Source organism: Teichococcus vastitatis (genome assembly GCF_003604215.1).
Taxonomy (GTDB): domain Bacteria; phylum Pseudomonadota; class Alphaproteobacteria; order Acetobacterales; family Acetobacteraceae; genus Pseudoroseomonas; species Pseudoroseomonas vastitatis.
This window is the reverse complement of the sequence record NZ_QXGS01000042.1, coordinates 1-21,761: the sequence shown is the minus strand read 5'-3', so window position 1 is coordinate 21,761 and position 21,761 is coordinate 1. Positions and strand designations below refer to the sequence as shown.

Sequence of the window (21,761 nt, the reverse complement as noted above, 5' to 3'; positions counted from 1 at the left end):
GCTGAAGGGGATAAACTGCGTCATGCCCATCAGATTCGCGGATTTCAGACCGGAGGGAAATCCGACAGACTGCTAGAATGCATCAGTGCGGAATGGCCACACGGGACGTCGGTACCATCGCCTGCTCGTTCGCCAGGAACTGATAAGCGCCTCTGGCCCAGCCTGGCCGTCGCAGGCCCGCTTCTTTTGGCCTAATCCGATGAGCGGACCGGCAGCTTCCGGCTCAGCCCAACCGAAGCTGGCCGCGGGGCACTCTGTTGATGAAGGCTGATCTTGTCGGCCAAAGATCACGGCTCCATAGCCGCCAGCGCACGGCGCAGGATGGTCGGGATCATGCCGCCTGCCTGGATCAGTCCCAGTTCACGTGCGGTATCCAGCAGAGCGGTAGAAGTGCCGCGCAAAACACGGCCGTCCCGCCGCCGCAAAACCACTGGCACAGGGGCCCGGGGCTTCAGGATCGCCGCCTGCAGCGCGATCTCAATGAGATCGCCGGCTTCCAGGCCGAGGTTGTCGAACCGCCATCCATCCGGCAGACGCAACGGCACCACGCCCATTCCCACCAGATTGGAGCGGTGAATGCGCTCGAAGCTGTTCGCCAGAACCGCCCGTACGCCCAGCAACTGGGCACCCTTGGCCGCCCAGTCGCGCGACGAGCCGGTGCCGTATCGCTCGCCCGCCAGGATCACCACGGGCAGCCCGACCTCCGCGTAGCGCGCGGCGGCGCGCCATGCCGGCAGGACCTCTCCCGTGGGCGCGAAGACCGACTGGCCGGCGACAAGGCCCGGCGCCAAGTGGTTCACCACGGATTTGTTGGTGAACAGGCCGCGTAGCATCACCTCCCAATTGCCGCGCCGGGAGGCGTAGACATTCAGGTCACCCGGGTTCTCGCCCCGCTCGATCAGCCAGGAGGCGGCGTCGCTCCGGGCCTGGATCGCCCCTGCAGGGGAGATGTGATCGGTGGTGATGTCATCGCCCAGCACCAGCAGGGGATGGGCCAGCAGAGGCCCGTCGGTCCGGCTGTCCGGACCGACGTTCACGAAGGGCGGGGGGCGCAGATAGGTGGAGGCGGCATCCCATGGGAACAGGGCGGCATCAGGCGCCTCCAGCGCGGCCCAGACGGCAGAATGATCTGCCTCCGCCCCGGCCGCGGCAATGTCGGCCGGATCACTGGCGGCGGCCCTCACCGTTTCGATCTCTGCCGCCGATGGCCAGAGATCGGCGAGGCGAACCGGAAGCCCCCCAGACGTGAACCCCAGCACATCCCGGCTGATATCCAGCGCGGCCCGTCCGGCGATGGCGTAGGCCACCACCAAGGGCGGAGAGGCGAGCAGCGCGGCATCGATCTGCGCATGCACGCGGCCGGGAAAGTTGCGGTTGCCCGAAAGTACCGCGACGGGCCGCAGCCCTTCCTGCCGCACGGCCTCCGCCACGGCCGGCAGCAGCGGGCCGGAATTGCCGATGCAAGTGGCGCAGCCATAGCCCGCGATGCCGAAGCCCATGGCTTCGAGGTCCCGCAACAGCCCTGCCCGCCGCAGTCGCCGCTCCGCACTGGGCGAGCCGGGCGTCAGGGAGGTCTTCACCCAGCCAGGCACCTGAAGGTCCATGGCACGGGCCTTCCGCGCGACCAGCCCCGCGGCGACCAGCAGGTCCAGGTCAGTGGTGTTGGTGCAGGACGTCACGGCGGCGATCGCCACGGCATCCGGCGGTATCCCGCCCTTTCCCGGGGCACCGCACTGGATGCCGGCGGCCTGCAGCGCCGATCGCACCTCTGGGGGAGCCAGCCGATCCTGCGGGCGGTGCGGGCCGGCCAGAGAGGGCTGGACCGAGGAAAGGTCCAGTGCCAGCACGCGCGTGTAGCGCGGCGCCTGGGATGGCTCATGCCACAGTCCCTGGGCCCGCGCATATTCTTCCACCAGCGCCACCTGCGCCGCTTCTCTCCCGGTTTCCCGCAGGTAGCGCAGCGTCCTGTCGTCGATCGGAAAAATGCCGGTGGTGGCGCCGTACTCGGGTGCCATGTTGGACACGACGGCACGCTGCCCGGCCGTCAACTGCCCGACACCGGGGCCAAAGAACTCCACGAATTCGCCGGAGACACCGGCCGCGCGCAGCATCTGCGTCACGGTCAGCGCCAGGTCGGTGGCCAGGCTGCCGTCCGGCAGCGCGCCGTCCAGCCGCACGCCGACCACTTCCGGCACCCGCAGCGAGACGGGCACGTCGAACATCACGCCCTCCGCCTCGATACCGCCCACGCCCCAGCCCAGGACGCCGATGCCGTTCACCATGGGCGTATGGCTGTCCGTGCCCACCAGCGTGTCAGGCACCGCCCAGGCCTTGCCGTCGCGGATCTCGGTCGCGACCACGGTGGCCAGCCGCTCCAGGTTGATGGTGTGCATGATGCCGGTGCCGGGCGGAAAAACGCGGAAGCCGCTGACCGTGCCCGCGGCCCATTTCATGAAGCGGTAGCGCTCGGCATTGCGCGCCATCTCGTTCGCCATGTTGGCCTGCACGGCATCCGGCCGCGCCGAAACATCGACGGGCAGCGAATGGTCGGTGGAGGTGGCGACCGGCACTGCCGGGTTGAGGCGCGCGGGATCGCCGCCTGCCCCCGCCAGCACGTCCCGCATGGCGGCGATATCCACCAGCGCCGGCCCGCAGGTGGTGTCGTGCATCAGGATGCGGGCTGGCGCGAAGGGGATCTCCGCTTCCGACCGCCCGGTCTCCAGCCATTCCAGCAGGGCCGCGCGCCCGGCCGCGCGCTGTGCGGCGTCCGGCTGGCGCATGACGTTCTCCAGCAGGACACGGTGGCACCAGGGCATCCGCGCCAGCATGCCCTGCCCTCCCGCCGCGGCGGGAAGATCGATGCAGCGCAACCGGCCGAAGGGACCTTCCAGCCAGCGCGTCAGCACCGGCTCCGCCTCGTGCCGCAGGCCGTCAGCCATGATGTATCCGGCTCCCGGCCCATCCCTGTTCGGTCAGGTCGAAGCGGGTGACGTCCTCGATCTGCTGGGTGAACCATGCCTCGATGGCACAGGCGCGCTGGCCATGCGGCACCATCCCGCCCGCCGCGTCCAGGGTCAGGGCCAGGTCGTGGCCCGGCATCAGCACGGTTCCCGGCACTTCGCGCCAGAGGGCGTTCAACCGGGCGATGGATGCCGCATGGGCGCCGGCATCCAGCGTCATGTCGGCGCGGCCGCTAGCCAGCTCCGCGCGGTTCTTGGCCACGTCGGCCGAGAAGATGGTGCGTCGGACGCCATCGAGCACGAAGACAAGGTGATGCAGCGTGTGACCGGGCGCGGTGAAGCAGGTGACGCCCGGCAGGCCCGTCTCGCCATCCCGCAGACGCCGCAGGCGGGGATGCCGGGCCAGTGCCCGCACCGTGAACTCGGGATAGAGCGGGTCACCGTCCGACAGGCAGAGCGCCATCTCCAGCTCGGCATCGCCGGCATGGATGGCGGCCTTGGGGAACATGGGCCAGTTCAGGCAATGATCGTAATGCAGGTGGGTCAGCAGGAGGTCCGTCACCGCCTCCGGCGCCACGCCGGCCGCCTGGAGCTGCGCCAGCAGGCGGCGCCGCGCCCCGAAGCCGCCGGTATCGAGCAGGGCGATCCGCCCCTCCGGCCCGCGCGCCAGGGCAACCGTGCTCCAGCCGAGGCCGCCATGGTACTTGGATTTGCCGGGGTAGCCCTGCAGCAGGATCTCGACCGTCCAGGACATCGCACTGCCTTTCCTCATGATGATGGCGCCGGCCGCCTGGATGGAGGCCGACGCTGGTATCCCGCCACGATCTCGGTCAGCCGGCGGGGGCCTGCATCGCCTCCAGATCGGCCGTGGCGACCGTGACGCCCTCTCGCCTGGACCTGGCGTAGAGCGCCATTTCCCGGTCGCCGGGCGCCATCACCGGTCGGGCGGGGTCGGCGGCCGGCGTGCTGCGCAGGATGGCGCCGAAATCCGCCATGCGCTCCCGCATCCATTCGGCGGAATGAAGCTTCGTCGTGTCGATCAGAATGAAGACATGGCCGAGGTTCTGCGCGGCCTCGGGGTTCTTGTCCCAGGCTTGCACATGGGTCAGGTAGGCGGCGCCGGACAGCAGGCCCGCCAGCAGGTCCACCATGACGGCCAGCCCGTAGCCCTTGTGCCCGCCCATCGGCAGCAGGAAGCCTTCCAGCCCCTTCTTCGCATCGGTGGTCGGCTTGCCATCGGCATCCGCGGCCCAGCCTTCCGGCAGGGGCTGGCCCTGTTGCAGCAGCTTCCGTATCTTGGCCCGCGCCGCCACGGACAATGCGATGTCAAGCAGGATCGGGTCGCCGCCCGGATTGGGCATGCCGATGCCCATCGGATTGTTGCCCACTCGCGTGTCCTTGCCGCCCCAGGGCGCGATGGTGGTGGTCGCGTTGCTGGCGATGATGCTGGCAAAGCCTTGCTCGGCCGCAAGGAAGCTGTAGGGCAGGATCGGGCCGAAATGGTTGCTGCCGCTGGCGAAGGCGGCGCCGATGCCGACCTCGCGCGCCGATTGCACCGCTGCCTCCAGCGCCCGCATGCCGACCAGCGGCCCGATGCCGTTGCGCCCGTCCACCATCGACAGGCCGGGCGCCATCCGGGCCACCTGCACCTCGGCCCGCGCGTCGATGCCGCCGACGCGCACGCGCCCCAGATACTGCGCCACCCGGCTGACGCCATGCGTGCGGACGCCGAACATGTCCGCCAGCACCAGCACCCTGGCTGTCTGCGCCGCATCCTCCTCCCGCATGCCGCCGCGATGCAGGGCGCGCGTGGCGAGGTCCAGGAGGTCGCTTTCGGGAATGGTAATCTCGGTCATGCTCGCCTTGTGATTCTGTTCAGGGTGGAGCGGCATGCTCAGCCCTCCGGGGTGATCCGGGCATCGCGGATGATGGCGGCGAATTTATCCGTTTCCTCACGCACGAAACCGCGGAAGGCTTCCGGCGCCAGGCGGCGCGGGATGATGCCCTGCTCCATCAGCTTCGCCGCCAGGGCGGGATCCGCCAGCGCGGAATCCGCCGCGCCCGCCAGCCGGTCGAGCACCGGGGCCGGCGTGCCGCCAGGGGCGAAAACGCCGAACCAGTTGATCAGTTCGTAATTCTCCAACCCCGGCGCGTCCCGCAGCGGCGCCACCTCCGGCAGCTGCGGCATGCGGTCGCGGGAGGTGACGGCCACCGCACGAATCTTGCCGCTCTCGATCAACGGCAGCGCGGCGCCGAGGCTGCTGAAGCTCATGGTCACGCGACCGCTGGCCACGTCCGTCACGGCGGGCGCGGAGCCGCGATAGGGCACGTGCAGCACATCCGTGCCGGCCATATGGTTCATCAACTCGCCCGCCAGGTGCTGCGGATTGCCGATGCCGGAGGAGGAGAAGGACAGCTCCCCCTTCTTCGCGCGGGCATAGGTGATGAGTTCCGCCGGTGTCCGGATGGGCAGTGAAGTCGGCACCACGACGACACAGGGCACCGTGCCGCATAGGGCGACCGGCGTCAGTTCCCTGGCGGCGTCATAGGTGATTCGGTCGCTGTAGAGGGACGGGTTGACCGCGACCTCGCCAGCTGCGGCGAAGAGGATCGTGTAGCCATCCGGGGCCGCCTTCGCGACGGCCTGCGCGCCGATCATCGCGCTCGCCCCCGGGCGGTTCTCCACGATCACCGGCTGCCCCAGCTTGGCCCGCATGGGCTCGCCGAGCAGGCGCGCCACGATGTCCACGCCGCCGCCGGGTGGATAGCCGACGATCGCTTTCACCGGACGGTCGGGATATCCGCCCGGATCCTGGGCCCTTGCTTGGCCGCCGGCGAGAGCGAAGGCGGCGCTGACTGCCAGATGGCGGCGTGAGATCATGATGGCGCTTCCTCGAGGATGGTGTTTTATCCCGAATTGCATGTTCAAGATATAAAATGCAATCCTAAATCGCGCCTGCCGCCTGGTCGTATTGCAGGCCGGCCTCCATGTGCCTAACCGAGACCGCGAAACCGGAGATCGCCCGCCGCATGGCCGAGACACCCACCAGCACCGTCTCGCAGATCGTTCAGGCCTTGGCCGAGGATGTCAGCGCCGGCGCCCTGTCCGCCGGGGCGCATCTGTCCGCCCAACGCCTGGCCGACCGCTTCGGCGTGTCCCGCTTTCCCATCGGGCAGGCCCTGCGCGTGCTGGCGGATCACGGCGTCGTCACGCCGGCGCCGCGCCGCGGCTTCTTCGTGGCCAGAGAAGGGCGGCAGCCGGCCCTCATGCTGGCGGGCCACCGCCAGCCGGAAGGGCTAGCCGCCATCTATTTCGCGATCGCCGAGGATCGCGTGGCGGGCCGGCTGCCGGACACCATGTCGGAAGCCGCGCTGCGCGAGCGCTATGGCGTGACACGCGGGCAGCTCAGCCAACTTCTGGACCGCATCGCAGCGGAAGGCTGGGCGGAACGCCGCGCCGGCTATGGCTGGCGCTTCTCCTCCGTTCTCACCACGCCGGACGCCCTGGAGCAGACTTATCGACTTCGCCTGGCGATCGAGCCCGCCAGCCTGCTGGAGCCTAGCTTCCGGCTGGAACCCTCCGTGGCGGCGCAGTGCCGCGTGGTGGAGGAGAACATGCTATCAGGTGGTATCGAGACAGCCTCCACAGACGCGCTCTACGAGCGCGGGGTCCGCTACCACGAGGCCATTGTCGGCGCTGCAGGCAATCCCTTCATGCTTGAGGCGCTGCAACGAGTGAACCGGGTACGTCGCCTCTTGGTTTACCGCTCCTTGGTTGATCGCCAGCGCTTCTACCGCCAGGCGCGGGAGCATCTGGCGATACTGGACCTGCTGGAAGCCGGGCGCCAGGAAGAGGCATCGGTGGCCATGCGGGCACATCTGAACGAAGTGATGCAGAAGCTCTCTGCTTCACGCCCCCTCCTGGAAACCACAGCCTCCTCGCCGGCGGAACCACGCTGACAGGTGAGGACGTAGGCTACGAGCCGAGCATCTGGTCCTCAGCCACATCTTTGTTTTCTTCTCTTTGGCAGATCGCCGCGTGGCTGGTCGGGGACTGCATTGAAGCATTACTGTGGCGATGAAGAGGATGCAGGCCGGTTCCCCATCTCTTTCCCCATGCCTGACTTCTTGATGCCCTCCAACGGGAGACTGGTGGGAACGCCGCCGCTCCCCTCAGAGCGCTTCACCCAAGTAGTCCTATCTGCCCTACTACCCACCCCTTTACTACTCACCACTCAGCATGTTCGTGCTCGCGGCATCTTCCTCGCCGCGCGCCGAGCTACGGCATGGGCACGGCCGCGAAGCGAGCGTTGAGCAGATCGAGGCCGGCCCCAGGCTTCGGCATGGCGGCCGCAGGGTGTAGCAAGTTTATTAATCTCTACCGCGAGCGGCAATCTGGGCTGAGGCGGGTCGATGGCAGCCATGCCTCCCTACGAGAGGTGCCATCGATAGGATACCTTGCTCTCACCAGCGCTGCAGGCGCCTCCTCAAGAACGATATTCAGGGATGCTCGGGTACGAAGCATCGGCGACGACTTTGGTAGCGCGCTACGGCCGGGACTCATAACCGATAGCCGGCGATGGCGGCGAGATGGAGCCACGGCAGGGGAACGGGCTGGAACAGCACTTCCAGAGCCTGCTCCGCTTCGGCGGAATGTTCGGCACGGCGCCCTGCTTCTGGATCTGCTGACGGATGGCATGGGTTTCGCAGACATGGTCGCCCATGACCAGGCTAGCGGATGGCAAGTTCCGCAACAGCCCGTCAGCAGCGCGGCAGTCAGCCGCCTGTCCGGGTGTCAGGACGCAGGCGAGCGGGCGCACCTCCGGTCCTCACTCAGGGCTTGGCTTCTGGTGGTGCGGCCGCCGTGGCTGATGCCGGGCGCCTGGATCTTCTGCCCCCTTTGCCGCCGGTGGCACAGCGATGGGCCCTCACGGGAGTGCTGCCGAGCAGTAGCTTGGCAGGCGGCCCGCCTGCCGCGACCAGGGCCTGGAAGAGCCTCGTATGGCGCGACAATCTGGGTGCGAGCAGCGCGGCAATCAGGGTGAGAGTCTGAAGCTACGGCGGGTGGATGATTGTCGCGGCGCGGCACGGAGGCAAGGAGTTTCGGAAGGTGCGCGGCAATCAGGATGAGGTGTTGATTGTCGCGCGCGTCGGTGGCCTGCCTGGCCCGCGTTTCCGCTCGACAGCGGTGCGCCTTCGGTAGCTTTCAACGTTCATCTCGAAGATCGTGGCGTGGTGGACGAGGCGGTCAACGGCGGCGAGGGCCATGACCTGGTCCGGGAAGATCCGGTGCCATTCTCCGAAGGGCTGATTTGAGGTGATGAACAGCGACCGGCGCTCGTAGCGGGTGGCGATGAGTTCAAAGATGACGCTGGTTTCTGACTGATCCTTAGTGACGTAGGCGATGTCGTCGAGGATCAGCAGGTGGTACTTGTCCAGCTTGGCGATGGCAGCTTCGAGCTGCAGATCGCGCCGGGCGGCCTGAAGCCTCTGCACCAGGTCGGTGGTGCGGGTGAACAGCACGCGCCAGCCATTCTCGATCAGGGCGAGGCCGAGCGCGGCTGCGAGGTGCGACTTGCCAGTACCTGGTGGGCCGAAAGCCAGCAGGTTGGCGCCCCTGTCCAGCCAGCTGTCGCCCGCGGCGAGAGCCATGACCTGCGCCTTGCTGATCATCGGGACGGCCCCGAAATCGAAGTTTTCAAGCGTCTTGCCCGGCGGCAGATAGGCTTCCTGCAGGTGGCGCTGGATGCGCCGGTTGGCGCGCTCGGCCAGTTCATGCTCGGTCAAGGCGGCGAGGAAACGGGCGGCGGGCCATCCCTCCTTGTCGGCGCGCGCGGCGAAGTCGGGCCAGATCAGCTTCATGGCCGGCAGCCGGAGGTCGTTGAGGGCCAGCGACAGACGGCCGGCATCGATCGGGTCGGCGGCGGTCATGCGACATCTCCCCGGTGGATGGTGACGATGTCGTCGTAGGTGCCGAGGGCGGGATGGGCGACGACCACGCCCGGCAGGGTGGTGATATCGGGCATAAAGCGAGCCCGCAGCTCGGCCATATCGGGGAGGCGCCCTGCCTCCAGGAGGGCCTCGAGCGCACTGGCCAACTCGGCCTCGCAGGCCCGCTCATGGGCCAGGGCGAGGATCTCGACTGTGGTGCGGCAGGCCTGACGGGCCGGCTGGCGGGCGAGCATGGCCTCGAAGGTGCGGGCATAGGCCGGCCGCGGAAACAGGCTGTCGCGGTAGACCAGGCCCAGGAGGGCCATCGGCTTGCGCCGCAGCGCGTGGATGACGTGGCGGTAGTCGACCACATGGCCGTGCCGGCCGTCGGGTTTCCGGCGGCCTCGGGACAGCGTCAGCTGGTGCGAGCTGCCGAGATAGACCTCGAGGCGGTCATCGTAGAGGCGAACCCGCAGGCGGTGACCGATCAGGCGCGAGGGCACGCTGTAGAACACCTTGCGCAGCACGAAGCCGCTGGAGGAGGTCACACTGACGATCGCCTCCTCGTGGTCGGCGGTCCGGCGTGGCGGGAGAGACCGCAGCGCGGCGCGCTCGATGTCGATCCGCGGTGCCACTCGGGCGTTGCGGCGGCCGACCACCTCGTCCACGAAACCGCGGTAGGTCGCCAGGTCCGCGAAGTCACGCGAGCCGCGCAGCAGCAGGGCATCGGCAATCGCTGCCTTGAGATGCCCGTGCGCGCCCTCGATGCTGCCATTCTCATGGGCCAGGCCGGGATTGTTGCGGCTCGGCTCCATGCCATAGTGGGCGCACAGCGCCTCGTAGCGGCGGGTCAGGTCGTCCCGCGCGTTGCGGTCGAGATTGCGGAAGGCGGCCGAGAGGCTGTCACTGCGATGCTCATGCGGTGCGCCGTCGAGCGCCCAAAGGGCGTCCTGCAGCCCCTCAGCCAAGGCGACGTAGCTTTCGCCGCCCAGCACCACATGCGCATGCTCGAAGCCCGAATAAGCTAGCCGGAAGTGATAGAGCCGGTGCTCGAGAGGTGCGCCGGCGATGCTGACGGCCAGTTCGCCCATGTCGGTGAAGTCCGACAGGCCCAGCCGCCCTGGCTGATGGATCTGGCGGAAGATGACGTCCTGCTCGGGGCCATGCAGCGCCCGCCAATTGCGGATCCGTCGCTCCAGGGTGCGGCGGATGCCGGCGCCAAGCTCCGGATGGCGCCGCAGCACCTCCTCGGAGACAGCGATTGGTCGCAGGCCCGGGGCGGATCGCAGCAGGGGAACGATCTCGCTCTCCCAGACTGCCGCCAGCGGATCGGGTCGTCGGCGTCGCCGTGGCATGTCTTTCTGCGACTGCGGGCGCGGATCCCGCTCAATCCGATAGGCCGTTGCGGCGCTGAACCCGGCCCTGGCGGCGGCGATCGGCACCGGGTCTGTCCGGCGGAATTTCATGTAGAGCCTCATCTGACGGTCAGTGACGTGGCGGCCGGGCACCATGCGGCTCCCTCGGGAGAAGGACGCCATTCCGGTGCCGACCGGCCGTAACCGCCAGACAGTGAGACCACGTCAGGGGTCCCGCCTCGCCGCTGTGATCCCTCCGGCCGGGCTACGCCCGACCTACAGGACCACAGCGGCGTCTCTCATCATGATCGCCGGACCGTTCTCATCCTGATTGTCGCGCAGCAGCCTCGCCCAGACGCCTTTGCCAGCCCGTCGCACAAGCCGATGATACAGCGTCTTGCGCGAGCCGTAGCTGGCGGGCGCATCAATCCAGCGTTCTACTTGGTCGCAGCACATGAACGATGCCGCTGATCCCCCGCCGATCGCCGGCGCGAGGCATGCTACGCGGCTTGTTCGGCAGGAGCGGTGCCAAACGCTGTCACGGCCGATCCGCCAGCCAGAACTCGCCGCTCATTCTTCACCCGCTCCTAACTGCAGGCCGAGGTGAATCGCCCAGTGCTCTACCGCGCAACCATCTTTATGGGTCCTGATCCTAGACGGTTGCCCATGAACTCGCCGAGGCGCACTCTCCGTTCCGGAGTCCATTCTTCGTTGAAGATCACCGCCTCTTTCTTGAACAGCATGACGATTGTTGAGCCGAGAAGAAAACGCCCCATTTCTTCGCCTTTCTTCAACACGATATTCTGGTCGGCATAACTCCATTCAGATACCTTGTTTGTGCGTTTCGGATTGACCACCCCATGCCATACCGTAGCCATGCTACCAACGATGGTCGCGCCGACCAGCACCATCACGAATGGCCCACAATCCGGCGAATCGAATACGCAGACGACGCGTTCATTGCGCGCGAACAGGTTCGGCACGCCGCGCGCTGTGGCCGGATTCACCGAGAATAAAGTGCCCGGCACGTAGATCATGCGGGTGAGCTTGCCATCGCATGGCATGTGCAGCCGGTGGTAATCCTTGGGGGACAGGTACAGATTGGCGAAGCTGCCATGGCGGAAATGAGCGGCCAGCGCAGCATCACCGCCGATCAACTCAGTAATGGTGAAACGGTGGCCCTTAGCCTGCAGAATATGGTGGTCGTCGATGGCACCGAATTGGCTGATCGCTCCGTCTACCGGACAGACGAAATCGGCCGACGCGAGCGGACGCGTGCCGAGCCTGAGCGGACGCGTGAAAAATTCATTGAAGCTCCTGTAGCTAAAAATGTCCGGATTCTCGGCTTCATTCATGTCGACGCCATACCTGCCTATGAACCAGCGGATCAGCCGGGTCGTCATCAAGCCTCCCTCCGCCCCGGCAATGCGGCCGGCGATGGTGGTCAACCGTTGCTTCGGAAGCAGGTGTTGAAGCAGAATTCTCAGGCGATCGGACATGCTAAAACTCAAAATGAAGACACGGTCATATAGTGCCGCGATCCGCCGTGAGAATGGCTCCGCTGACCGGAACCTCCGCCTGCAGGCCAGCAGCGCAGTTGGACGCCTTCGGAACCTCGCGCTTAGCGGTGCCGAATTGATTGACTGTATCTGACCCAGCAGGGGCGGCAATGATGGCAGGCAACCCGGGTTCTTCACTGTGGAAGAGCGGCACGCGGCGCCCTCCGCGCCAAGCGATCCGCTGGGGCGCCTCTCGGCCGTGGTCGACTCCGAGATCTTCTGCCCGTTGCCTAGGTTATACAGCACAATAAGGCAAGATTTTGTGATTTTGTCGTTTAATTGAGAATAAGACCTCAATCTAAGGTTGCTAAGTCTGTCGGCTTGGCAGCATGAAGCACTACTACCTCGACAGCCCTCATATATGGCCAAGCTACCATGGAACTGTTTGTTTACGAACTCGTGCCTCAGCCGGACAAGCTCGGTGACCCTCGTTGGAGCGTGAGCCGGTATACAGGCATGTGCCGAGTCACAGCTCCGTCTGAACCACAAGCTCGAGCATGGGCGGCTGGCAAATTCACTGTTCCCATGATCGATCACTGGCCCGATAGGTCGGCCTCGGCTTGGCTTTCGGAGGAACTTGTTCTGATGGCAACGGTTCACCGGGCCGGAGATGGCAGTGCCGAGGGCGTGATCTTTGTTCCGCTGATTCCTACTTCGGCATGGGGAGCCCTAGATGGGTGAAGCTAGGGCAGACAGAACTCCGTGGCGACGATGAGGTGCGCTTGGGTAAGTGCATAAAGATATCAACATGAACTAGGATCTGGCGTCTGCCGAAGATCAAGGTCATGGATTCGTGATCCAGCAGATTCCTCCAAGTCAAGCGGACAGCTCAGGCCGCCGCACGGTGCTCCCTACAGAACGCACCTACGCGGCCTGGGTGAAGACAGGCCTGAAGGCACTGGCGGCCGGACTGGGTGCCAAGAAGGTCCTGGGCGGCGTTCTCCCGGAATGGCGTATTCTTTCGGCCCTCGTGTTGTTCGAAGCCTTCAGCTTTGTGGCAGCCGTCTGGCAGGAAGTCTGGAGCTGTGCGCCGCCGCCAAAACTCGGTGTGAAACGCGTTCCGGCACCGCACTGTGTTGGTCTACCTTGGGGCTTTGATTGGGGTCTGGTTCGGTCGTACAGACGGCGAGTAGTCGGCTATTCCACCTGCGTCGAACTTCTTCCTGAGGCTGGTTCCGGATGACGATCAGGTCAAAGAAGGCGAGTATCCTCAGCAGTTCTTCCGAGATCGCGAGAAAGGAACGAGTATGAGCGACGACTACATGCGGGAGCAAGGCGAAGCCTTGGCCCAACATCTCAGGCTGACGGATGGCAAGTCAGGCTATGTGGAGGCAACGGCTGACGGCTTCCACGTCTATGTCCGCCGGAAGTGGAACGGCAAGCAGCTCGCTACCTGGGACGGACTGCCAGTCGAGTGGCATGAGAATGTAGGCAGCCACAAGGCTGCCAATCGTTGAGGTCTGCTGGCACCAAATTTCCCGCAGTTGGTCTGCGATTGTCACAACCTGCAGGCAGTCTGGACAATGGTGATCAGCTGGCGGCGGCTCTTCAGGTGCTTGATGCAGCGTTCGATACAACTGGGTAACGTAGAGAAGGGCCTCTGAACCTCTGCTGAGTGTCCCCGCCGCACGCGGCCGGAACCTCCTGCTGCCCCCACGGTCACCTTCACCCTGGCGTAGGGCATGATTGTCAGAGCTGCGCCTCACGCAGGATGGCGGGCTGTTTGTCCGCTCCACCGTCCTCTTGGGACAGCTGGTGCTGTCCTGTGCCTCATCCCGGGTCCGGCAGCCGGACATTGGAAGGCCATGACCATTCGTGCAGGAATGGATCTTCACGGAAATGAGAAGGCGCGACGGCGGTGTGCTGTCCAGCACCGTCAGCAGCGATCCGCGGCGGAGATCTCTCCAGCCGGTACCGCGGCGCCTGGATCAATCCCAGCCGCGCGTGTGTGGCCGCTGCATAGACCTCCCCACCGCTTACGGTGAGGAGTGACAGCAGCATGACCCTGCTCATCTCCGACCCAACCGTGAACTCGAGAGACAGCACTACGCCGGTCGCCGAGGAGTGGAAGCCAGCCATGTAATGGTCCTGCAGCGCGTCGACCTGTTCTGGCAGCCCATGGCGCGCGACGTAGGCGGGCGAAACGCAGGTGACCTACTGCAGCGTCGTCAACCGCCGCACGACCAGGCCGTTGCCGGGAAGGCTGCCGGCACGGAGCACGCAATCGACCCCTTCGCGAGCCAAGTCGACGTACCGGTCACCTTCCCTGAGGAACAGCTCGATACTCGGATATAGGTCAGGAACCGGGAAGCTTCGGCAGAACCCAATGGCTCACCAGCGTGCCATGGACGTTGACGTGCAGGAGGCCTCGGGGCTCGATGCGAGTGTAGGTGCCTTCCGCCTCATCCAAGTCGGCGATCAGTTGCAGGCAGCGCTTGTGTAGGCCTCGCCGTCCAGGGTTGGGACAACATGGCGCGTCGTGCGCTGCAGGAGCTGGCGGCCAAGGCCTTGGTATGCATGATCATCGAGTCCGGTGGCAAAGCCACGGCCGTGCAGGCCGACATCGCCGACGCCATCGCTGTGGGGCAGTTGTTTGACAAGGCGGAGGCCGCCTTCGGCGGCACCGACATCCTCGACAACACGGCCGTGCCATGCATCTGGCGACGATCACTGAGAGCGACGACGCTCTGTCTGACAGGATGATCGCAGTCAACCTCAAGGGCAGCTTCAACACCATGCGGGAGGCGGCACGCCGCCTGCGCAACGGCGGACGGATCGTGAACTTCTCCTTCAGCGTGACGACGCTCCTGCATCCGACCTACGGCGCCTATGCCGCGACCAAGGCGGCAGTGGAGGCCATGACGGCCGTGCTGACCAAGGAGGTGCGGGACCGCCACATCACAGTCGACGCGGTCGCCCCCGGTCCCACCGCTACTAAGCTGTTCCTCGATGGCAAACCGCAGGAACTCATTGATCGAATCGCCAAGGCGGGGCCGCTGGAGCGCTTGGCAGAGCCGGAGGATATCGCGGGGGTGGTCGCTTTCCTGGCTGGATCGGATGGCGCCTGGGTCAACGGCCAAACGCTGCGTGCGAATGGCGGCATTGCCTGACCACCCTCCCCGTGAGGGAACCGATCCCACGTGCGATCCAGTAAGGATAAACCATGTCAAACTCCGTTATTCTCCTCACGAATGCCTCCTCCGGCTTCGGCCTCATGACCGCACAGGCCCTCGCGAGGGCGGACACACCGTCTACGCCCTCATGCGCGAGACGGCGGGCCGGAATACGGGGCGCGTCATCGAGTTGGGTGCCTGGGCGACGGAGCACTCAGGGCGGTGATGGACGTGCTGGCCGTTTCCTACGCAGCCGAGTTGACGGGGTGGAACGTGGGGACCACCATCCTGGTGTCGGGTGCCTTCACGAAAGGCACCAACCACTTCGCCCATTCCGGCTCGCCCGCGATGTTGCCTGCGCGGCCGAATACACCGAGGACCCCTACCCTGGCGTGGCTGATCAGGCCCTGAAAGGCTTGGCCGCGTTGGAACGGAGCGCTGCCGATCCTGCTGCGGTGGCCGATGCCATCGTGAACGTCGTCGCTAATCCCTTCGGTCGCCGCTCCTTCCGGGTGCACGGACCCTTCGCAGCACGGAGCCGAGATCGTCAACGGTGTGGCCGATCGCCTCCGCCGCGAGATGTACCGCAACACCGATCTCAGCGATCTGCTCGCCGCATATCGACGGCTCACACCGGGCGGCGATGTGGAACCGAGTTCGCTTTCCAGGTAACCGGAGATCCGCACGACTGCGATGAGAGATGTTGGGCTGACGTGTTCAAGCGCAGGGCTCCGGACGACCGGATGAGGAGCGGTGCGCAGCCGATTCGTCTCCACCTCTCATCAGGGCTTGCGAAGTCACATCAATGGGTACTCAGCCATCGCAATCATCCGGCACGATGACCTGCAAGGCTTGGGGACGAACATGAAACCGTAGGGGTGGCGTGAGAAGGAAGGCTTCGCCATCCATCATCACCCGCAGCGGCCGTCGGCTGCGGATCACAACCTCGGTCGCAGAGCAGGCGTCGATCTCCGGCCGGTCACGCCATGCACCCAGGAACATCGCCAGGATCATCTTCAGCGACCACCAGGCGCCAAAATGGTGCGCGACATACAGCACCAGCTTTCCTTCATCGAGCCGGCGCCGCGTGAACACCTCGCCGAAGCCCTCGGAATAGGCATTGTTGGCGACCACAAGCGCCCGGGTATGGATCGTCCTTGGCAAGCTTCCGTCGGTCGCGATGTTCAGCCGCATCGGCATCTGCTTCACCGTGGTGCGGAACGCGCCAACGAGAAAGCGCCAGCGGCTGAGGAAACCGGCCTCGCCGCGCGAACGCTCGCGATGGCGGCCAATGGCGGTCGGCAGGCCCAACACGGCGTTGCAGAGAAACACCCGCCCGTTGACTTCCGCCACATCGATCGTCCGCAGATGCCCGCACGCCAGGGCGGCCATGGCCGCCGACAGTTCCATGGGCAGGCGCAGATCCTTGGCCAGCATGTTCATGGTGCCCAACGGCAGGACCCCGAGGGCAATGGGCGTGCCTGCCAGCCGTTGCGCGGCGGCGCAGATGGTGCCGTCACCACCCCCAACAATCACGGCATCCGGTGCCATCGCGATCGCCCTGTCCAGACGCCCGTTCAGATCGGAGGTGTCGCTCGCGGGTATGATGGTCGCCTCCAGACCGGCGCCTCGTAGCTGCGTAGCGAGTCCGGCCTCCGGATTCGCGTGGCCGAGGAGGCCTCCGGAAGCCATGTTCAGCACCACCGCGACGCGCCGCATGCCGCAACCACTCCTCAAATCACTTCAGCTTCGGCTATGGGGGCCGGGCATGGTGCGACGATTGGATGACATCGTCGCCGGAGTTGGTTCCGGTCACCTGAGCAGGTTGCGGATCTGATCTGAGATCCAGGCGGAAGGCCACGCGGCCATCTCGCATTCGTCGGCAACCCGATGTTCCCGGCAATTGGCTGCCAAAGGCAGCCTGTGCGGATCTTCCATGAAGCCCGGCGATCCTCCCTCTGGGCAGATCGTCCTGTCACCGAGGCCCCCCTCCGCTTCCTGCCCAATCCAGGGTGAGCGTGGCGCAACGCGTGGATACCGATGGCGAAACTCCCGGCCGGACCATGCCGAACCGAAGCGGAGCCATTTCGGATGCTATTGCGGATTGTTTCATGATGCGCAAACATCAGCATGGCCTGAAACCCGGACGAAGATCCGGACGGCAACCCGCTGGGACAGCCACGGCGCGCTGCCCAGCTGGCCATAAGAAGCCCATGGGGAGGATGCGTTGGGTAAATTTGCCAGGGTGTCTCGCCGTTCTCTCTTCCATATCGGAGCAGGAACGGGCATCGCGCACTTCACTATTCTTCCAGCCCGTGCCGCCACGGAGTTCCGACTTACTCATCCTGCCGAGGTGACGCATCCCGTGCACACCGAAGCCGAGAAGATGGCACGACGCATCCAGGATCGAACCTCCGGTGAAGTCCGGATCCGTATCTTCCCGAGCAACGCTCTGGGTTCACCGGTGGAAGCGGCGCAGCAGACCCGGTTGGGCGCGATCGACCTGATCTTGTGCAATCCCGCTAACCTCGAGGCGCTGTCCCGCACCATCGCCGTGATCAACCAGCCCTACCAGTTCGACAGCTATGAGCATGCGCATCGCGTGCTGGACGTCACCGCCCGCGATTGGCTGTCGCAACAACTTCGCACGGCCGGCTTCACCTGGATCGCCAACTTCGAGTGGGGCTTCCGTGCCTTGTCCAACAGCCGCCGTCCGGTGGACACCCCGGCCGATGTCCAGGGACTGAAGCTCCGCGTGCCGCCGGAGCTTGCAATCAAGGCGGCCTTCGAAGCTCTGGGCGCCAACATCCAGACCATCGCTTTCCAGGAGGTTTATCTGGCGCTGTCCAACAAGACCGTGGACGGGCAGGACAACCCGATCGGGACCACCTACGCCGCCAAGTTCTTCGAGGTCCAGAGCCACATCGCGCTCACCCGGCACATCTATGCTCCGATCATGTTCTTGGCCAACCCACGCTCCTGGAATCGCCTGAAGGACGAGCAGCGCGAGATCTTCATCGAGGAGGCCACGGCGGCCGGCAACGCAGCTCGAGCGGGCGTGCGCAACCAGGAGGAGTTCTACCTGGCCGAGATGCAGAAGACCGGTGTCGCCATCACTCGTCCTGACGTGGCGCCTTTCCGCGACAAGATGGGGCCGGCCTATGAGCAACTCCGGCGCGCCCTCGGCGAGGAGGTGTCAAAAACCTGGTCGAGCTTTGTTGAAGCCGGGCGCGGCACTGCCTGATCCTGTGGTTCCCCGGCGCCCGCGGGCCACGCGCCCTGGAGGCTGGCCCACCTTTCGCGGGAGAGCCGCATGCTGATCGCTTCCATTCTGATTGCCCTTTGCGTGTTCATCCTGTTCGGAGTTCCCATCGCGGTCGCGCTTGGCTTGGTCGCGATAGGAATCATGTGGATTACGGCCGGAACGGATCTCTTCGTCATCATGATCCAACGAATCTACGCTGGGACCACGTCCTTCCCGCTACTGGCCATCCCCTTCTTTATCTTGTCGGGGAACCTGATGAACACGGGCGGCATGACGGAGCGGATCTTCGCCGTTGCACACATGATTGTCGGTCGCATCCGCGGCGGACTCGGCCATGTCAATGTGCTCGCGAGCATGCTCTTCGCGGGCATGTCCGGCTCGGCAGTGGCCGATGCGGCGGGACTGGGCCTGGTGGAGATCAAGGCGATGCGGCAGGCCGGCTACACGCCCCGCTTCGCCGCTACGCTGACCGCGGTTTCCTCCACGATCGGACCGGTGATTCCGCCCAGCATCCCCTTCGTCATCTATGGCAGCCTTGCCAATGTGTCGGTGGGCGCGTTGTTCCTGGCCGGTATCGTGCCAGGGGTCCTGATGGGCATCTCGTTGATGGTCATTGTCGCGATCGTGGCGAAGCGTCAGAATCTTCCGATGGGCGAGGCGCGTCCGCCCGTGCGGATCGCGCTGCGCATCCTGGGCGACGCACTGCCGGCCCTGGCGATGCCACCGCTGATCCTCGGCGGCATCTTCGGGGGCATCGTCACGCCGACCGAAGCGGCGGTCGTGGCCGCAGGCTACGCGTTCCTGCTCGGAAAATTCTTCTATCGGGTGCTGTCTTTCGCCGAACTCCCCAGCATCCTCTGGGAATCCGGGCGGCAGACCGCGCAGGTGATGTTCATCATCGCGGCCTCCGCTCCCTTCGCGTGGGTACTGATCCAGCAGGAGATCCCCAACGCGGTGATTGCCAACCTGTTCAACCTGTCGCGCGAACCCTGGGTGGTGCTGCTGATCGTGAACGTCGTGCTGTTCGTGCTCGGCATGTTCATCGAGGGGGTTGCGATCATCATCATCGCCTTCCCCGTTCTGCTGCCGGTCATGATGCAGATCGGCGTCGATCCGGTGCATTTCGGCGTCATCATGGTGCTGAACATCATGATCGGACTGGTAACGCCACCAGTGGGACTGTGCCTCTATGTGGTATCGGAAGTTAGTAAGGTACCCATCGGGGAGATCGCTGCGGAGATGTGGCCCTATGTCGTGGCACTGATCGCGGTGCTGATGGTCGTCACCTATGTGCCCGCACTTTCGCTCTGGCTGCCGCATGCACTCGGTTACGGGTTGGTACGATGATCGCCGCACTCCGTATGGCCGATCATGGGATCGCCGGGCTGTGCCGATGGGGTGTGATAGGCGGCCTGCTCGGCCTGTTCTTCCTGCTCCTGCTCGGTGTGATTGTGCGCTTCGTGCCTGTGCTACCGATCTCCGGCTATGATGAGATCGTGGAGTTGCTGGTGATCTGGCTGACCATGCTCGGTGCGCTGGCGCTCTGGCGGGAAGGAGCGCTTTACCGCGTCACGGTGGTGGAGGCGGTGCTGCCGATTGGGCTGCGGCGAGCGGTCGGGTTTGCGCAGCAGCTTCTGATGCTTGCCTTCTCGGTGGTGCTGGTCGTGTGGGGGCTCGATTTTCTGCTCCTCGCCGGAGAGACGACGCCCTTCCTCGGCGCGGATAAATCCTGGTGGTATGCCGCCTTGCCAGGTCCAGGCATGCTGATGGTCGCCTACAGCCTGGTTGGATTGTGGCGGGTTTGGAGAGGCAAGTCAGCTCTTGCCGAGGGCGGGTCGATCGTCGCTTGAAGCGCATCATAGGAGAAGGATGAATGGTGGGGCGCCTGAAGGACAAGGTGGCGATCGTCACCGGCGGAGCCGGCGGGATCGGTGCAGCGACAGGGCAGCTCTTCTGCGAGGAGGGCGCACGGGTCGTGCTGGTGGATCGCGATGCGGCAGCGATGACGGCGGTGGAGGCGGAGATCCGTGCGGCAGTGCCGGGAGCGGAGCTCCTGCCACTCATCTTGGATGTCGGTGAGGAGGCGACGGCTGCCGTCATCGTCGCCAGCACAAAGGCAGCGTTCGGCCGTCTTGATGTCCTAGTCAACAATGCAGGCATACGATCATATGAGCCCCTTGCGGAGGTGACGAGTGAAACTTGGCGGAAGATCCTGGCCGTTAATTTGCTGAGCCACTCCTACCTGACCCGCGAGGCACTGCCGGAGTTGAGAGCGACAGGGCGGGCCAGCATCATCAACATCTCCTCGACCCATGCGCTTAATTCCCGCGCCGGAATGGGACAATACGACGTGACCAAGGCTGGAATCCTGTCCATGACGCGGACCCTCGCATTCGAGGAAGCCTCGCATGGTGTCCGCGTGAACGCTGTCTGCCCAGGGCTCACCCTGACTCCATTCCATGTTCGGCGCCTGGACAAGACACGACAGGAGCTTGAGGCGGAGGAGGTTGAGAACTGCTTGCTTCGCCGCTGGGCCACCGCACGCGAGGTGGCCTATCCGATCCTGTGGCTTGCCTCGGATGAAGCCTCTTACATGACTGCTGCCACGATCATGGTAGATGGCGGAACGCGAATACCTTAAGCGGGAAAATGCTGCTGATGTCTCGCTCCGACCAGCAAAGATTTCGACGAATTCTTCTTCGTGTGAGACATCGTAGAACAGCATGCCGTCCTTCAGGCCGCATCGCGGAGCACTGAGCCAGGGTCGGGTTGGCCTTGCTGTTTAGTCCTAAGGTTTCATGGTGCGGGTCTGATTTGAAACGGTGTGGCTGATCTGCCCATGCTTTGCAGATGGCTTCGTAGGGGGTCAGGCCCTGCAAGGTCTTCAGGCGCCGGGCGAAGTTGTAGGCGGCCAGGAAGTCTGCGAGGTGGGTGCGCAGCTGGTCGTGTGAGCCGTAGTGGAAGCGCTTGACGGTGGCTTCCTTGATGGTCCGGTTCATCCGTTCGACCTGACCCTTATCCGGCATGATGGCCGCGGTGCCCTGATGATTCTGCTGTTCCGGGCCAGAGCAGCCCTATGGTGAGGCCATCCGGGACATGGGGCACCGGGAGCACGCAAGTGCGGGCAGGCCGTCGCATAGACCATGGGCTGAGAGCCCGAGCCGTTATCTGGCCGCCCCTGCGGCTCGCCCGGATGCGCTGCGAGCGCGGATCCGGAGTTGCCGTGTTGCCCGCCAGCTCTCGTGATGTGGAACAGGATGGCAAGGAGGCAGGCCGGTGAGAGTCGTGGGACTGGATATCCACCGCGTATTCGCCGAGGTGGTGATGCTGGCTGACAACAAGGTCGTTCGGCTCGGGCGGATCGGCATGACGCGAGACCACCTGGAGGCATTCGCTCGCACGCTGACCCACGACGATCACGTCGTGGTGGAGGCAACGGGGAATGCCGCCGCCGTCGTGGAGGTGATCGCGCCATATGTCGGGCGCGTGGTGATCGCCAATCCGCGGCAGGTGCGGCTGATCGCGCAGGCCAAGATCAAGACTGACACGATCGATGCGACGGTGCTGGCCAAGCTCTA

General features: G+C 65.1%; 20 protein-coding genes and 1 pseudogene. 11 read left to right on the top strand and 10 right to left on the bottom strand.

All coding sequences use genetic code 11. From position 1 onward, the window contains the following. Positions 1-287: 287 nt before the first annotated feature. From acnA to D2K64_RS20590, 4 genes are all read right to left on the bottom strand, one after another. The gene (gene acnA, locus D2K64_RS20605) at positions 288-2,939 is read right to left on the bottom strand and encodes an aconitate hydratase AcnA (RefSeq protein ID WP_120010256.1); all 2,652 of its coding nucleotides are present in this window, start codon (positions 2,937-2,939) and stop codon (positions 288-290) included. After that, on the bottom strand, positions 2,932-3,714 hold the full coding sequence (locus D2K64_RS20600; RefSeq protein ID WP_120010255.1) for an MBL fold metallo-hydrolase: 783 nt from the start codon (positions 3,712-3,714) through the stop codon (positions 2,932-2,934). The genes acnA and D2K64_RS20600 overlap by 8 nt, the downstream gene beginning before the upstream one ends. Positions 3,715-3,790: 76 nt before the next feature. Then, complete coding sequence (locus D2K64_RS20595) at positions 3,791-4,816, bottom strand: Ldh family oxidoreductase (RefSeq protein ID WP_120010258.1); 1,026 nt, start codon at positions 4,814-4,816, stop codon at positions 3,791-3,793. Between the two features lie 38 nt (positions 4,817-4,854). Then, on the bottom strand, positions 4,855-5,841 hold the full coding sequence (locus D2K64_RS20590; RefSeq protein ID WP_157985999.1) for a Bug family tripartite tricarboxylate transporter substrate binding protein: 987 nt from the start codon (positions 5,839-5,841) through the stop codon (positions 4,855-4,857). Positions 5,842-5,990: 149 nt separating this feature from the next. On the opposite strand from D2K64_RS20590, the gene D2K64_RS20585 reads away from it, so the two are divergent. Continuing rightward, a complete protein-coding gene (locus D2K64_RS20585) occupies positions 5,991-6,920 on the top strand; it encodes a GntR family transcriptional regulator (protein WP_120010257.1) in 930 nt (309 codons plus the stop codon). 1,161 nt (positions 6,921-8,081) lie between these two features. On the opposite strand, the gene istB is transcribed toward D2K64_RS20585, so the two are convergent. The 3 genes from istB to asd form a co-directional block, all read right to left on the bottom strand. Continuing rightward, on the bottom strand, positions 8,082-8,891 hold the full coding sequence (gene istB, locus D2K64_RS20580) for an IS21-like element helper ATPase IstB (RefSeq protein ID WP_120010253.1): 810 nt from the start codon (positions 8,889-8,891) through the stop codon (positions 8,082-8,084). Continuing rightward, positions 8,888-10,399: an IS21 family transposase gene (gene istA, locus D2K64_RS20575; RefSeq protein ID WP_456316384.1), complete on the bottom strand. Its 1,512-nt coding sequence runs from the start codon at positions 10,397-10,399 to the stop codon at positions 8,888-8,890. Before istA ends, istB begins: the two co-directional genes overlap by 4 nt. A 467-nt stretch (positions 10,400-10,866) precedes the next feature. After that, a complete protein-coding gene (gene asd / locus D2K64_RS20570) occupies positions 10,867-11,745 on the bottom strand; it encodes an archaetidylserine decarboxylase (RefSeq protein WP_120010251.1) in 879 nt (292 codons plus the stop codon). An 853-nt stretch (positions 11,746-12,598) separates the two neighbouring features. Between asd and D2K64_RS24655 the strand changes: the two genes are divergently transcribed. Together D2K64_RS24655 and D2K64_RS20565 are read left to right on the top strand one after the other, a co-directional pair. After that, complete coding sequence (locus D2K64_RS24655; protein ID WP_157985998.1) at positions 12,599-12,988, top strand: DUF202 domain-containing protein; 390 nt, start codon at positions 12,599-12,601, stop codon at positions 12,986-12,988. 64 nt (positions 12,989-13,052) lie between these two features. Beyond that, positions 13,053-13,262: a hypothetical protein gene (locus tag D2K64_RS20565; protein WP_120010250.1), complete on the top strand. Its 210-nt coding sequence runs from the start codon at positions 13,053-13,055 to the stop codon at positions 13,260-13,262. Between the two features lie 313 nt (positions 13,263-13,575). Here D2K64_RS20565 and D2K64_RS24650 read toward each other — a convergent pair whose 3' ends face one another. Beyond that, positions 13,576-13,806: a hypothetical protein gene (locus tag D2K64_RS24650; protein WP_157985997.1), complete on the bottom strand. Its 231-nt coding sequence runs from the start codon at positions 13,804-13,806 to the stop codon at positions 13,576-13,578. Positions 13,807-14,274: 468 nt separating this feature from the next. Here D2K64_RS24650 and D2K64_RS25675 point away from each other — a divergent pair, with 468 nt between their 5' ends. The 3 genes from D2K64_RS25675 (at position 14,275) to D2K64_RS25190 (ending at position 15,329) form a co-directional block, all read left to right on the top strand. Further along, positions 14,275-14,508 carry a Rossmann-fold NAD(P)-binding domain-containing protein gene (locus D2K64_RS25675; RefSeq protein WP_238384339.1) on the top strand — a complete coding sequence of 78 codons (234 nt, stop codon included), beginning with the start codon at positions 14,275-14,277 and terminating at the stop codon, positions 14,506-14,508. Next, positions 14,457-14,915 (top strand): SDR family oxidoreductase, encoded by a 459-nt coding sequence (locus D2K64_RS20555; RefSeq protein WP_238384338.1) that lies wholly within the window; start codon positions 14,457-14,459, stop codon positions 14,913-14,915. The genes D2K64_RS25675 and D2K64_RS20555 overlap by 52 nt, the downstream gene beginning before the upstream one ends. Before the next feature lie 228 nt (positions 14,916-15,143). Further along, entirely contained in the window at positions 15,144-15,329 is a 186-nt protein-coding gene (locus D2K64_RS25190; RefSeq protein WP_202910771.1) for a hypothetical protein, read from the top strand. Positions 15,330-15,731: 402 nt separating this feature from the next. Here the strand turns inward: D2K64_RS25190 and D2K64_RS20545 are convergent, their stop codons facing one another. Further along, positions 15,732-16,637 (bottom strand): diacylglycerol/lipid kinase family protein, encoded by a 906-nt coding sequence (locus D2K64_RS20545; protein WP_120010248.1) that lies wholly within the window; start codon positions 16,635-16,637, stop codon positions 15,732-15,734. Between the two features lie 526 nt (positions 16,638-17,163). On the opposite strand from D2K64_RS20545, the gene D2K64_RS20540 reads away from it, so the two are divergent. The 4 genes from D2K64_RS20540 (at position 17,164) to D2K64_RS20525 (ending at position 20,824) form a co-directional block, all read left to right on the top strand. Then, the gene (locus D2K64_RS20540) at positions 17,164-18,162 is read left to right on the top strand and encodes a TRAP transporter substrate-binding protein (RefSeq protein WP_274379318.1); all 999 of its coding nucleotides are present in this window, start codon (positions 17,164-17,166) and stop codon (positions 18,160-18,162) included. 69 nt (positions 18,163-18,231) lie between these two features. After that, positions 18,232-19,530, top strand: a complete 1,299-nt coding sequence (locus D2K64_RS20535; protein ID WP_120010246.1) for a TRAP transporter large permease — start codon at positions 18,232-18,234, stop codon at positions 19,528-19,530. Then, complete coding sequence (locus D2K64_RS20530) at positions 19,527-20,033, top strand: TRAP transporter small permease (RefSeq protein WP_120010245.1); 507 nt, start codon at positions 19,527-19,529, stop codon at positions 20,031-20,033. Before D2K64_RS20535 ends, D2K64_RS20530 begins: the two co-directional genes overlap by 4 nt. 23 nt (positions 20,034-20,056) lie before the next feature. After that, entirely contained in the window at positions 20,057-20,824 is a 768-nt protein-coding gene (locus D2K64_RS20525; protein WP_120010244.1) for an SDR family NAD(P)-dependent oxidoreductase, read from the top strand. A gap of 139 nt (positions 20,825-20,963) precedes the next feature. Here the strand turns inward: D2K64_RS20525 and D2K64_RS20520 are convergent. Continuing rightward, a pseudogene (locus D2K64_RS20520) lies at positions 20,964-21,197 on the bottom strand (integrase core domain-containing protein); the annotation flags it as partial. 262 nt (positions 21,198-21,459) lie between these two features. On the opposite strand from D2K64_RS20520, the gene D2K64_RS20515 reads away from it, so the two are divergent. Further along, positions 21,460-21,761 (top strand): IS110 family transposase (locus tag D2K64_RS20515; protein WP_157985995.1); only part of this gene is annotated, 302 nt, incomplete at its 3' end.